This window comes from Pseudomonas sp. FP1762, from assembly GCF_030687105.1.
Taxonomy (GTDB): domain Bacteria; phylum Pseudomonadota; class Gammaproteobacteria; order Pseudomonadales; family Pseudomonadaceae; genus Aquipseudomonas; species Aquipseudomonas siliginis.
In genome coordinates this window covers 2,283,284-2,296,492 of record NZ_CP117458.1, presented here as the reverse complement: position 1 = coordinate 2,296,492, position 13,209 = coordinate 2,283,284, and the positions used below count along the sequence as shown (strand labels likewise).

Here is a 13,209-nt window from a genome sequence, read left to right as displayed (position 1 = left end):
TGGCCCCATCGCTGGCAAGCCAGCTCCCACGGAGGCCAGTGCTGACACAGGATTTGTGAACAACCTCGAACCCTGTGGGAGCTGGCTTGCCAGCGAAGAGGCCCGCCCGAGCAATCCAAAAACTCATTGCCCCGCAGCCACACTTGCCGGCGCCCGCTCGGGCGTAACGATGCTGCCCAGATCGATATGCTTCCACTCAGGCTTGGCCCCCAAGCGCGCATTGAAGCGGTAGTTGAAAGTGAACTCATCCGCCGTCGGCACGCTCAGCGGTTTGCCATATACCGCTTCAATCCCCGCAAGGTCATATCCCATCACCTGCAGCAGCGTCGGGAAGATGTTGTAGTGGCTGGAGCGGTCCTTGTTTGCCGGCAGATTCGCCGCCCAGTCCGGCGTCTGCAATCCACGGCCCTGAATCACCACCAGCGGCACCAGCCCCTCCTCTTCCACCGGGTCGCCGCCGCAGTGGGTATTCAAGCCCGGGTTGCCGCGCTCGTGCAGATCCTGGCCATGATCGGAGGTGTAGATCAGCAGCGCATTGTCCAGATTGGCCTGGGCAAACACCCGGGCGAAGAACTCGCCGACGTTCCACAACAGCGTGTTCTTGTAGGCGTTGCGATACAGCACCCAGTCATCCGGCTGGCCATTGAAACCGGGGCGTTCGCCAGTGTCGGCGACTTCGGTGAACTGCCCGCGCGGCAGCGTCGGCCGGTAGGCCATGAACGCGTCCGGGTATTTGTCATGCACCGGAAAATGCGCGCCGACCTTGTTGATCACGATCAGCTCGGGGCGATCGTCATTGAGCAATTCGATCAGCTTCGCCGCTGCCGCCATGTCGCGGTCGCGCACGCTGGTCTGGTCGAATTGCACGAAACTGTCGATGTCGTTTTTCTCGGCGGCGGTCATCAGGTTCTGCAGGTTGCCGGCCGTGCGTTGGGCGTCGATGTAGACCGTGCCGAGCCCGGCCTTCTTCGCGTACTGCCAGATCGACGGCAACGTGCTGTTGATGCGCCTGTAATCGGCGCGGGTGCCGCCGTAGCGCAAGGTGACGTTGGTGTCGGCGCTGCAGTTGGCAATGGACGCGGCATAACCGAAGTTGAAGACATCGACCCCGGCCGGCGCTTGCTTGAGGTTGCTGTGCACGCCGAACGGCGCGTTGATGTCGAGGTAATTGCCGGAAATGCTTTCGTCGATGATCAGCACGATATCGTGGCTGATGGCAGGCGCGGCGCGCGCGAGCGTCACCGATTCACGCGGGCCGACGGTGTCATGCAACGCTTCATAGGCAAACAGGTTCAGGTAGGCCAGCGGCGTGTACATGATCGGCAACCCACGTGCGCCCTCACCCGCTCGTAGAAACAACAATCCGCTGAGCATCAATACGCCGACGAGGGGCGCCGCGACCCGCAACGTGTTGGGTATGAACAGCGCATGACGCGGCTTGAGCCCGATGCCGAACAACAGCAGCAAGCCACTGAGCAGCGCGCGCAGGATCGCGTCGCGGTACTGATAGGCCGCTTCCTGAATGAAGCCGCCGGAGTACACCAGCGAGACAAAATCGCTGTACCTCAGGTAATCCGCCGTGACCCGGGTATAGACATCGAAAAAAACCGCCGCCACAAACAGCGTTAATGCGAACGCATGTCGAACAAGAGCCTGACGTATATAGGCAGTTAGATATAACGCGAAAGTAAGCGCCAAAAACATCGCGCCAAAAACAAGTACATTAAAACCCCACCCGATAGCATTTAACCGGTCCAGATAGTAGTCGGAAAAGAGCAATAAGTAGGCAACTAAAAGCAGTTCCTTGGCGTATTTGAACATGGCGATACCGGCCGTCCGAAATGGGAGGTTGTCAAAGCTTTGTCGGTCAGAACCTGACACTAGCACCCGGCCATCAAAGCGCAAGAAATGACTGATAGGCGGGGAAAGCGTCAAAAAAACGGTGACTCAAATCTGACACACCTGTAGCGGTGAAAGCCTTTAATTTCGGGGACTTAGACCGTCTGTCGGTTAAATTGAATCTGAACAAATCTGCAAAGAAAGAACAAATTCAATCGCAGCAATGACTTGATGGCCAATCGCCAAAAACGCCTCAAGTGTTATACCTGTGCAACATGTCATTTTGCTGACACGCTTTTCAAACCCTGCGCTATACCCCTTTAACAATCTCATTCCGTAGTTAACTTTTCTGGTTTTATTGAGGTGCGCAGATGGACGTGAGCGTATTTGGCACTGGCTATGTCGGACTTATACAAGCCGCTGCACTTGCCGATGTCGGCCATCGGGTTTTATGCATTGATATTGATCCGAACAAGATCAAACAACTGCAACAAGCGGTACCGCCTATCAGTGAGCCAGGCCTGTCCGCAACACTTGACGAAAACATCAAGGCCGGGCGCTTGTTGTTCAGCACCCAGGCCAGTGATGCGGTGACTCACGCCGAGCTGATTTTCATCGCCGTCGGTACCCCGGCGGACGAAGACGGCTCAGCCGACCTCAGCCATGTACTCAACGTCGCCCGGCAGATTGCCGGCCTGATGGAGGCCGATCGCACACTGATCATCAAATCCACGGTGCCGGTCGGAACTGCCGATCAGGTGCTGGCCACGGCCACCAGCGAATTGCTGTTGCGCGGCAAAACCGAGCTGCAGGTGCGCGTGGTTTCCAACCCGGAATTTCTCAAGGAAGGCAGCGCCCTCGCCGACTGCATGCGCCCGGACCGGATCATCATCGGCACCCGCGACGACGCTGCCCGCGAGCAGATGAGCGAGCTGTACGCGCCGTTCTGCCGCAATCACGAAAAACTGATGTTCATGGACAACCGCAGCGCCGAGCTGACCAAGTACGCGGCCAACGCGATGCTCGCCACCCGCATCAGTTTCATGAACGAACTGGCCAATCTCACCGAGCTGCTCGGCGCCGACATCGAAGCGGTGCGCAAAGGCATCGGCTCCGACCCGCGCATCGGCTACCACTTCATCTATCCGGGCTGCGGCTTCGGTGGCTCGTGCTTTCCCAAGGATCTGCGGGCCTTGCTGCACACCGCCGAACACAACGGCATGCCATTGAAACTGCTGCGCAGCGTCACCGACGTCAATGACAGCCAACGGCACATCCTGTTCAGCAAACTGCGCGCGCAGTTTCCGCAAGGCCTGGCCGGCAAATCCATCGCGGTCTGGGGCCTGGCGTTCAAACCGAACACCGACGACATGCGCGAAGCCCCCAGCCGTTACCTGATGGACGCGTTGTGGGCCGAAGGCGCCAGCGTGCAGGCTTATGATCCGGAAGCCATGTCCGAGTGCCGGCGCATCTACGGCTACCGCAACGACCTGCACCTGTGCGCGACCCGCGACGACACTCTCGAAGACGCCGACGCGCTGGTGATCTGCACCGAGTGGAAAAACTTCCGCGTGGTCGATTTCGAACTGCTCGCCGAGAAGCTGCGTTCGAAGGTAATCATCGATGGGCGCAATCTCTACAACCCGGAACAAGTAGCCGCCGCCGGCCTGCATTACAGCGGCATCGGCCTGCGCCACATCGCCCCCGAAGGGCTGCGGCCATGAAAATTCTGGTGACCGGTGCCGCCGGTTTCATTGGTGCCCATTGCGTCCTGCGCTTGCTGCGCGACGGGCATTCGGTGGTCGGCCTGGACAATTTCAATCACTACTACGACCCGCAGCTCAAGCACGACCGCGTGCAGTGGGTGCGCGAGCAGGTCGGCGATTTTCCGCTGGCGACGGTGGATCTGGCCCACGCTTCAGCGATCGACGCGTTGTTTGCCCGCGAGCAGCCACAAGTGGTGATCCATCTGGCCGCGCAGGCCGGGGTGCGTTATTCGCTGGACAATCCACGGGCGTATCTGGACAGCAACCTCAACGGTTTCCTGAACATTCTCGAGAGCTGCCGCCACCACCCGGTCGAGCACCTGATCTACGCCTCGTCGAGTTCGGTGTACGGCGCCAATCAACACACGCCTTACTCGGTCAAGGATGGCGTCAACCATCCGCTGTCGCTGTACGCCGCGACCAAAAAAGCCAATGAACTGATGGCGCACAGCTACAGCCATCTGTTCGGCATTCCCTGCACCGGCCTGCGCTTTTTCACCGTGTACGGGCCTTGGGGACGGCCGGACATGTCGCCGATCCAGTTCGCCCGGGCGATCAGCGAAGGCGAGCCGCTGAAGCTGTTCAATTACGGCGAGCACCAGCGCGACTTCACCTACATCGACGACATCATCGAAAGCATCGCACGCCTCATCGATCAGCCACCGCAAGCCAATCCGCAGTGGGATCGCGAGCAGCCCGACCCGGCCAGCAGCATGGCGCCGTGGCGCCTGTTCAACATTGGCGGGCAGCAGCCGGTTGCACTGAAAACCTACCTCGCGCTGATGGAAAAACATCTCGATCGGCAAGCCATTGTCGAGCTGCTGCCGCTGCAACCGGGCGACGTGCTCAACACCTGCGCCGAGGCCATCGATCTGGCCCAGGCCACCGGATTCCAGCCCCGGATAGAACTGGATGAAGGACTGGGCCGCTTCATCGCCTGGTTCCGCGACTACTACCCCACTGCCCGTGCGCCGCTTGCGGCTGATTGAATGCGGAGGACGCCATGACTGGACATGAAAGAAGTGTGTCGATTGCACAGATGCGCCCTGACAAGCGCGTCGACCCGGAACATCGCATGCGCCTCGATGCGGCGATTCACCGTCAGGGTCGCGGCTGGCTCAGCGGCCGCGATGGCGGCCGCCCATGGCAGCTGTCGCGGACCAATCGGGTGGTCGCCTGCCTCGGCGCGCTGACGATTCTCGTGCTGATCTCGCCGGTGCTGCTGGGTCTGGCCCTGGCCATCAAGCTCACCAGTCCGGGGCCGGTGCTGTTCGTGCAGAAACGCACCGGTTATCGCGGGCGCAAGTTCGGCATGTTCAAGTTCCGCACCATGGTCAGCAACGCCGAAGAACTCAAAGAGTCGCTGCGCCACCTGAACAAACACGGGGCTGACGCCATCGACTTCAAGATCGACAAGGACCCGCGTGTCACCGGCATCGGCAGTTTTCTGCGGCGCACCAGCCTCGACGAGCTGCCCAATCTGATCAACGTAGTGACCGGCGACATGCGCCTGGTCGGCCCTCGTCCGACCTCGTTCAACGCCTACCGCTACAAGGACAATCACCTCGCGCGTCTGGCGATCTACCCCGGCATGACCGGTCTGTGGCAGATCTCCGGACGCAGCAACATCGACTTCGACCAGCGCGTTGAGTTGGACCTCAGCTACATCGCCGAGCAGAGCCTTCTGCTTGATCTGAAGATTCTGTTGAAAACCCCCTTCAAAGTATTCAGCGGCCACGGAGCAAGCTAATGGACGGTTCAACCAATAAAAGCCTGAGCATCGCCAGCCCCAGCGAATCGAATCTGACTTCGACCGTGCTGGATCTCGATCTGCGCATTCTGTTCCTGACCGCCGCCAACCCCGGCGCCGGCACCACTACCAGCGCTCTGGCACTGGCCAGTCAGCTGGCGCAGATGAGCAGCGGCCAGGTGCTGCTGGTCGACGCCAGCCAGTCGGCGAACAACCTCACCCAGCAGATGAACCTCGGCAAGGAGCGCGGCCTGCGCGACCTGCTGTTCAATCCGGGCAACCCGCCGCTGTTGCAGGACTGCGTGGTGCAGGTCTCGAGCCTGCCCTTCCATGTGCTGCCCAACGGCCGGCCGATCCGCACGCTGGAACACCTGACCGCCGAGCGCCTGAGCCCATTGCTCGACCAGTTGGGCAGCCAGTACCGCTTTGTGGTGATCGACGGCGACGCGGTGTATTCCGCCGCCGACACCCTGGTCATCAGTACTCAGGTCGACGGTGTGGTGTTTGTCGTGCGCGCCGAAGACACCCGCTGGGAAGTCGCCCAGGCCGCTGTGCAACGCCTGACTCAGGCCGGGGCGAAAGTGGTCGGCAGCGTGTTCAACCGGCGCAAGTACTACATGCCCAAATGGCTTTACAAAAACCTGTAAGCGAACGCAAAGGATGACGCCATGAACGCCAGAATGCTTGTCCTGCTGTTGCTGCCGCTTGCGGGCTGCTCCAGCACTTCCGACACCCAGAACATGCCGGTGAATATTCTCACCGCCTCCCCGGCCAACGCCCAGGCGACCGATATGCCGAAGATCGAGCAGACCCTGCGCCCGCAGGATGTGCTGGACGTGATCTTCCATATCAGCACCAGCGGCTCGGACGCTTACCGCGTGCAATCGGGCGACCAGATCGGCCTGAATTTCACCGCCGCCAGCCAGCTCAACGGCAATCAACTGGTGCTGCCCGACGGCACCATCGAACTGCCGGGCGCCAACACCTCGGTGAAAATCGCCGGGCTGACCAGCGAAGAAGCGCGCCAGGAAATCCAGCGCGTGTATCAGCGCAAACAGCTGTTCCAGCCCAACCGCAACCAGCTCACCGTGCAGATCATCAGCCCGCTGAGCAACGAGCAGAACCTGAAAAGCGCCCTCAATCACCCGGCCACCGGCATGAGCCGCGAGATCACCGTCGGCACTGACGGCTACGCGAGTTTTCCGGAAATCGGCGCCGTGCCGCTGCAAGGCATGACCGTCAATCAACTGGAATCGTTCCTCAACAAAAAGTACGCGCAACTGCCGGGCCGCATGACCGTGGACGTGCTGCTCAAGTCCACCGCAGGCAACGAGATCTACGTGCTCGGCGAGGTCGCACAACCGGGCTCGTATCCGATCCGCCGGCCGGTGTCGGTGCTCGAGGCGCTGACCCTGGCGCGCGGTACCAACGTCAAGGCGCGGCTGGATTCGGTGGTGATCATGCGGCGCAACGGCAATCAGGTGAAAGCCGTGCGCTACGACGTCGAAAAAGCGCTGTCCGGCGAAGCCCCGCAAATCGCCTACCTGCAACCGGACGACATGCTCTACGTGCCAAAAACCAAACTGGCTAGCGCCGGCGAACTCGCCCGCCAACTGGCTGATGTGGTGCTGTTCCAGGGCGTCGGTTTCAGCTTCGGCTACCGCGTCGACAACAAAGACAGTGACAACTAACTCACAGGTGACCGACATGAACCCAAAGGAAAACTACCTGCATGAGTTCTTCAGGATTTTCTTCGCCAACAAGCAACTGGTGAAGCGCGTCTTCCTGACCTTTGCAGTCATCGCCCTGCTCCTGCCGTTGCTGCTCAAACAGAGCTTCGATATCACCGCGCAGGTCATCGTGCAGTCGAAAAAACTCTCTCAGGGCGACGCCACCACGTCGCTCACGGTGGACAACGCCACCTTCATTCCGCCGTCGCTGGCGGACATGGAAACCGAAAGCAACATTCTCCGTTCGCCAGCGCTGATCCGTCAGACCATCAGCGAACTGCGCGACAACGGTGAATACAGCCCGCCACCCGGGGTGTTCGCCAAGTTGCTCGGCGAACCATTCAAGCGCTACGTCTCGACGCCGCTGCGCGAGTACGTGATCAATCCGCTTCGCGACGGGCTCGGCATGGAAACCGATCCGGTACGTGACACCACCCTCGACGCCCTGACCCAGCAAGCCGTCGACAGCCTGAAAATCGAAACCCTGCCCGGTTCCAACGTGATCTCGATCACCTACAGCTTCCCGGATCCGCAGCAAGGCACGACGTTTGTCAGCGCCCTGCTGCAGAACTATCTGGTCAGCCGTCAGGCCCTGCAATCGATCGACTTGCCGCAGTCGTTCTACGAGACCAAAAAGCACCAGTATCAAGTGCGTCTCGATGGCCTGGAAGGTAATCGTCAAGCACTGCTGGAAAATGTCGGCGCAGCGGATCCGAAGGAGGAAATCACCTTCCGCCTCAACGCCATCAACACTGAAGAACAGGCGCTGAACCTGTATCAGGATCGCCTGCTGCAAAGCCAGCGCTGGCTCGAATATCTGAAAACCGCGCTCGCCGCCGCCAGCAGTAGCAAGCTCAACGACTACACCTTCCCCTACACCTTCACCACCACCGTCGACAACGTGGCGTTCGAGGACCGGGAAATCAAACAGATGGGCGAGCAACTGACCAGCCAGGTCAGCCGTTACATGAACGATCTGGCGGTGTTCCAGCCCGGCAGCGAACCGATGCTGTTGACCCGCGAGCAGATCGCCCGCACCCGTCAGCAGTTTCTCAAAGTGGTGAGCAACCGCATCCAGGAACGCACCGCCGACCTGGCCGTGGTCAAGCAGGTGATCGAGCAGAAAACCGCGCGCATCGCCGAGTTCAAGAACCGCATCCGCGACCTGCAGCAGACCCAGAGCAAACTGCGCCAGATGGACACCGAGATCGATGCGCTGCACGCAGCGTTCTCGACCTATGCCCAGCGTTTTGCCGAAAGCAGCACCACGCGCTCGCTCAACGATGACCTGTCCAACGCCCGGGTACTCAGCCCGCCGTTCGAACCGACCGAGGCAGCGTTCCCGAAACCGCTGCTGATCATCCCGTTCGGGCTGTTCACCGGTCTGCTGCTGGCAATCGCGTTCGTCTACGTGCGTGAGTTCTTCGATCACCGCTTCAAGCATCCGGCGCAAATCAGCCATGAGCTGGGCCTGCCGGTGCTGTTGGTGCTCAACGAAGAAACGTCGCAGCCGGGCAATCCGCACAAGAACTGGACCATGCCGAGCCTGGTTCACTGGGTGCGCAATTGAACGCGGTGTCCACCCCAATCGTCGCCCTGCCGATCATTCATTTGCTCAGCAGCGGCGGCTTCTACGGGGCCGAGCGGATGTTGCTGGATCATTGCCTGGCCACGCCGGGGCAGCATCAGGTGCTGTTCCTCGACGCACCGCCTGAGCTGATCTCGCGCTTTCGCGAGGCTGGGGTGGACGCTCGCGCTTGTTCAGGGCCGGGCGAGCTGTTGCGGCACTTGCGTCAGCGCCGTGGCGACAAACCGTTGCTCAACACTCACAACTTCAAAGGGCTGTTGTTCGGCTGGGTCGGCGCCACGCTGTTGCGCCTGCCGCTGGTGATCACCCAGCACGGGTTCACGCCGCGCAGTCGCAAGCAGAAGTTCTACACCTGGCTGAGCCTGCAACTATGCCGCACGGCATCGGTGAAACGGGTGGTTTGCGTGGCGCAAAGCATCGCCACGCTGCATCTGAAGGCCAGCGTGCGCGCGGAGAAGTTGCAGGTGATTCCCAACGGTTTGCCAGCGGCGCCAGCGACGCCGCCGCTGGCAGAGCGGCAACGCTGGCTGGCCGGTTACGTCGGGCGGTTGAGCAGTGAAAAAGGCCCGGACCTGTTCCTCGATGCGCTGATCGCATTGTGTCACCAGCATCCGCAACTGGACGCGGTGATGCTCGGTGACGGCCCGGAACGCGAGGCCTTGCAGGCGCGTATCGATGCTGCCGGGTTGCAGCAGCGGATTCGCCTGCCGGGCTACCAGACGGCGATGCAAGGCTGGTGGCAGCAACTCGATGCGTTGGTGATCAGCTCGCGCACCGAGGGCACGCCAATGATTCTGCTCGAAGCGATGCAGGCCGGCGTGCCGGTGGTGGCGTTCGCGGTCGGCGGTATTCCCGATGTCCTGCAGGACCGTCACAACGGCCTGCTCGCGGCGCCGACGGATACCGCCGCCCTCGCCCGCCAGCTCGACACCTTGCTGGCCGAACCGAAGCTGGCCGCGCAGTTGCGTGAAAACGCCAGACGCACCCAACAGGAACGCTACGACCTCAAGGCTTTGGCCGAACGCTGGTCGCAGCTGTACATCCACACGGCACGGGAGACACGCTCATGATTTTCCCGCTCTCGATCGTCAGTCTGTTCGCCCTGGTCAGCCTCGGTCTGCTGGCCAGTCCTTGGCCGTATCTGGCGCCGGGGGCGGTGATTGGCCTGGTCGGTTTCACCGTCCTGTACCGCAAGCCGACATGGGGCCTGCTCGGCATTGCCGCGCTGGTGCCGTTCGAAGGGTTCTTCAAGGACAGTTCAGTGTCGGGAAGCAAGTTGCTCGGCGCCTCCCTGGCGGTAATCGTGATGCTGCAACTGGCGCTGCACCAGATTCCGTCGCAACGCCTGCGCAGCAACCTGTGGCACTGCCTGATCGGCTTCATGGTTCTGTATTTTCTCAGCCTGCTCAATACCGATGACATGGGCATGTCGCTGGGGCATCTGCGCGAACTCAGCGTTGGTCTGGTGCTGTTTGTCATTACCTTGTTGATCGGCCGCGAACTGAACCTCGACCTGTTCGCCCGGCTGGTGACCCTCGCCGTCACCGCGACCTGCGCCATGGCGATGTTCTCGGCGAAGTTTCAGGATCAGGGCCGCGCCGCCGGCCTGCTCGAAGACCCCAACGCCTTCGCTATGCTCATCGCCTTCGCCATTCCTCTGGGTCTGCTGCTGGTGATCCGCAGCCCGAACCTGCTGCACCGCTTGTTCTGGGGCACCTGCTGCCTGCTGTTGCTCGGTGGCATGACCAAGACCGAATCGCGTTCCGGGCTGGTGGTATTGGCGTTGAGCCTGCTCATCGGCATCTGGCACTACCGCGCGCAACTGACCCACATCCGCCCACGGCACCTGGGTTTCGTCATGCTCGGTGCGGCCATCGTGATTCCGCTGGCGATCTACGCCATGCCGGCCGGTTACATGGCGCGGATCCAGTCATTGAGCATCCTCAGCGCCGGCTCCAAGGCGCAGGACGAATCCCTCGGCCGCCGTGCTTCCTACATCGTCGTCGGCAGCCAGATGATCCGCGAGCACCCGGTGCTCGGCTCCGGCCCCGGGACCTTCCCGTTGCATTACGCGACCACCGGTTACGCCAAGGCGTTTTCTGCCAACCGCAAGATCGGCGACCTGTACCGGCGCGCCCACAACACCTATCTGGAAATCTTCAGCGAACTGGGCGTGCCTGCCGGGCTGTTCTTCGTCGGCATGCTCGGGCTCGGTCTGTACAACCTGATTCGCGCGCGGGCGGCGTGGATGCTGCGCGGTGACGGATATCGGGCAGACATGATGACCCACCTGGGGGTGAGCTTTCTGTCGCTGACCCTGTTCCTGATGTTCCTCAGCGCGCCGAACCAGAAATACGTGTGGATCATGCTGGCGCTGACCAGCGTCCTGCGCATCAAGGCCGAGCAGGCGCCACTGACCCCGGAGACGCAGGCATGAAGCGGATCAGCATCGTCATCCCGATGTACAACGAGGCGCGGCACATTGGCCGTACCCTGCTCGCCGCGCAGAAAGCCGCACACGCGGCCAACGTCGAGTGCGAGCTGATCGTGGTCGACAACGGCTCGACCGATCAGGGTCCGCAGATTGCCCGGCAGTTCGGCGCAACCGTGCTGAGCTTGCCGGGGCTGTTGATCGGCGCTCTACGCAATCGCGGCACGGCGATCGCCAGCGGGGAATGGCTGGCCTTCATCGACGCCGACGTGGAAATGCCTGAAACCTGGTTGCAGCCCTTGTTCGACATCCAAGCCAGTGGCCAAGCCGATGTGTTCGGCCTGGATCTGCATACGCCGGCCGAGGCGCCATGGTTCGCCACGGCCTGGCAGCGGCGCACTTCGCAGCCGTCGCACCGCGTCAGCCACAGTGTCGATTGGCTGCCCAGTTCCAACCTGCTGATGCGTCGCGACTGGTTCGACAAGGTCGGCGGTTTCAACGAGGCCCTGCGCACTGGCGAAGACAAGGAATTCACCCTGCGCCTGCACGAACAGGGCGCGCGTCTGCTGTCGGTCAATGACAAGGTCGCGCTGCACTGGGGTTACGAGATGAACTGGCGCGAATGGATGGGCAAGGAAATGTGGCGTCAGGGCAGCCACCTGCAACTGCTGCGCACCCATGGCATGAGCCTGCGCCTGCTGCGCTTTCCAATATTGTCGTTGTTGGTGTGGATCCTCGATTTCCTGGCGATTTCCGCACTGCTAGACGGCTTTCCCCATCACGCGGCGGTGATGGTCACCCTGACCGTGATCCCCGGTCTGGTCCTGAGCGTTCGCCAGAGCATCAAGCACCGCGATCCGGTTCTGCTCCTGCAACTGTGGGGCCTGCACTGGCTGCGCCTGCACCTGGCCGGCGCGGCGTTCATTTTGAGTCTGTGTCAATGGAACGCAAGGAGGCCTGCCCGTGGCTGAGTTCATTTTCTGGATGTGCCTGTTGCTGCCGGTCTACGCCTACGTCGGCTACCCGCTGTTGCTGACGATCCTCGCGCCGCTGTTTCCAGCGTGGCGACACACGCCGGCGCCGCCGCTGAACGTCAGCATCGTCATCGCCGCGCACAACGAGGCGCGGCATATCGAGCACAAGTTGCGCACGCTGCTGGCCCAGGATTATCAACCGGCAACGCTGCAGATCATTCTCGCCAGCGACGGCTCTACCGATGACACCGTGGCCTGCGCGCACAAAGTGATTGATCCGCGCATCACCGTGCTTGACCTGCCGCGTCAGGGCAAAGCCGCCACGCTGAATGCCGGCGCGGCCCTGAGCAGCGGCGACATTCTGGTGTTCACCGATGCCGACAACCAATGGTCACGCGACACCCTCGGTCACTTGCTCGCGCCTCTGAGCGATCCACAGGTCGGCGCTTGCGCCGGGCACATGGTGATCCCGGTCACCGGTGGCGGTCTGAGTGTCGGCGACAGCCTCTATCGGCATTACGAAGGCTGGTTGCGCCGGGTCGAGAACCGCACCGGTTGCATGGTCTCGGCCGACGGCGCCCTGCTCGCCCTGCGCCGCGAGCTGTTCCAGAACGTACCGGCCGAGGTCAACGACGACTTCTTTATCAGCACCTGCGCGCCGGTAGCCGGCAAGCGCATCGTCTACGTGCCCGAAGCGCAAGTGATCGACCATGGCGTCGACGAGGCGGACAAACAGTTTCGCCGCCGTCAGCGCGTCACCGTCGGCGGCCTGCAAAGCCTGGCCCAGCGCCGCGAGCTGCTCAACCCGCTCAAGCATGGCCTGTATTCCCTGGCGTTGATCAGCCACAAATTGATCCGCCGCCTGGCGCCGGTACTCCTGCTGCCATTGCTGCTGAGCAATTGCTGGCTGTGGGACGAGCACGCTTTCTATCGCCTGAGCCTGATCGCGCAACTGTTCGGCTACAGCGTGGCAATTGCCGGGCTGCTGGATGCGCAACACCGCTTGCCGAAACCGTTCCGCCTCGCCGCGTTTCTGCTGGTCACCCTCGCCGGGATGAGTCTCGGCCTGTGGCAGTTCCTGCGCGGTCAGCGGTATGCCCAGTGGAATCCGGAACAGAACCGTTAAGAGGA

11 protein-coding genes are annotated in these 13,209 nt (G+C 61.6%); 10 read left to right on the top strand and 1 reads right to left on the bottom strand.

All coding sequences use genetic code 11. From position 1 onward, the window contains the following. Window positions 1-123: 123 nt before the first annotated feature. A complete protein-coding gene (locus tag PSH90_RS10110) occupies window positions 124-1,821 on the bottom strand; it encodes a sulfatase-like hydrolase/transferase (RefSeq protein ID WP_305382633.1) in 1,698 nt (565 codons plus the stop codon). A gap of 389 nt (window positions 1,822-2,210) precedes the next feature. On the opposite strand from PSH90_RS10110, the gene PSH90_RS10105 reads away from it, so the two are divergent. Genes PSH90_RS10105 through PSH90_RS10060 form a run of 10 tightly spaced genes read left to right on the top strand, consistent with a single transcriptional unit; the run spans window position 2,211 to window position 13,204 of the window. Then, entirely contained in the window at window positions 2,211-3,563 is a 1,353-nt protein-coding gene (locus tag PSH90_RS10105) for a UDP-glucose/GDP-mannose dehydrogenase family protein (RefSeq protein WP_305382632.1), read from the top strand. Then, window positions 3,560-4,594, top strand: a complete 1,035-nt coding sequence (locus tag PSH90_RS10100) for an NAD-dependent epimerase (RefSeq protein ID WP_305382630.1) — start codon at window positions 3,560-3,562, stop codon at window positions 4,592-4,594. Before PSH90_RS10105 ends, PSH90_RS10100 begins: the two co-directional genes overlap by 4 nt. 14 nt (window positions 4,595-4,608) lie before the next feature. Continuing rightward, window positions 4,609-5,355 (top strand): sugar transferase, encoded by a 747-nt coding sequence (locus tag PSH90_RS10095; RefSeq protein WP_016774101.1) that lies wholly within the window; start codon window positions 4,609-4,611, stop codon window positions 5,353-5,355. Further along, entirely contained in the window at window positions 5,355-6,002 is a 648-nt protein-coding gene (locus PSH90_RS10090) for a CpsD/CapB family tyrosine-protein kinase (RefSeq protein WP_024012451.1), read from the top strand. The genes PSH90_RS10095 and PSH90_RS10090 overlap by 1 nt, the downstream gene beginning before the upstream one ends. Window positions 6,003-6,023: 21 nt before the next feature. Further along, on the top strand, window positions 6,024-7,046 hold the full coding sequence (locus PSH90_RS10085) for a polysaccharide biosynthesis/export family protein (RefSeq protein ID WP_305382628.1): 1,023 nt from the start codon (window positions 6,024-6,026) through the stop codon (window positions 7,044-7,046). A 16-nt stretch (window positions 7,047-7,062) separates the two neighbouring features. Continuing rightward, window positions 7,063-8,655 (top strand): Wzz/FepE/Etk N-terminal domain-containing protein, encoded by a 1,593-nt coding sequence (locus PSH90_RS10080; protein WP_095179535.1) that lies wholly within the window; start codon window positions 7,063-7,065, stop codon window positions 8,653-8,655. Then, window positions 8,652-9,743, top strand: coding sequence for a glycosyltransferase family 4 protein (locus PSH90_RS10075; RefSeq protein WP_150635723.1), 1,092 nt, complete (start codon window positions 8,652-8,654; stop codon window positions 9,741-9,743). Before PSH90_RS10080 ends, PSH90_RS10075 begins: the two co-directional genes overlap by 4 nt. Next, window positions 9,740-11,110: an O-antigen ligase gene (locus PSH90_RS10070; protein ID WP_258711417.1), complete on the top strand. Its 1,371-nt coding sequence runs from the start codon at window positions 9,740-9,742 to the stop codon at window positions 11,108-11,110. The genes PSH90_RS10075 and PSH90_RS10070 overlap by 4 nt, the downstream gene beginning before the upstream one ends. Further along, a complete protein-coding gene (locus PSH90_RS10065) occupies window positions 11,107-12,075 on the top strand; it encodes a glycosyltransferase family 2 protein (RefSeq protein WP_305382627.1) in 969 nt (322 codons plus the stop codon). Before PSH90_RS10070 ends, PSH90_RS10065 begins: the two co-directional genes overlap by 4 nt. Then, complete coding sequence (locus PSH90_RS10060; RefSeq protein ID WP_150635726.1) at window positions 12,068-13,204, top strand: glycosyltransferase family 2 protein; 1,137 nt, start codon at window positions 12,068-12,070, stop codon at window positions 13,202-13,204. Before PSH90_RS10065 ends, PSH90_RS10060 begins: the two co-directional genes overlap by 8 nt. The last annotated feature ends 5 nt before the right edge of the window (window positions 13,205-13,209 follow it).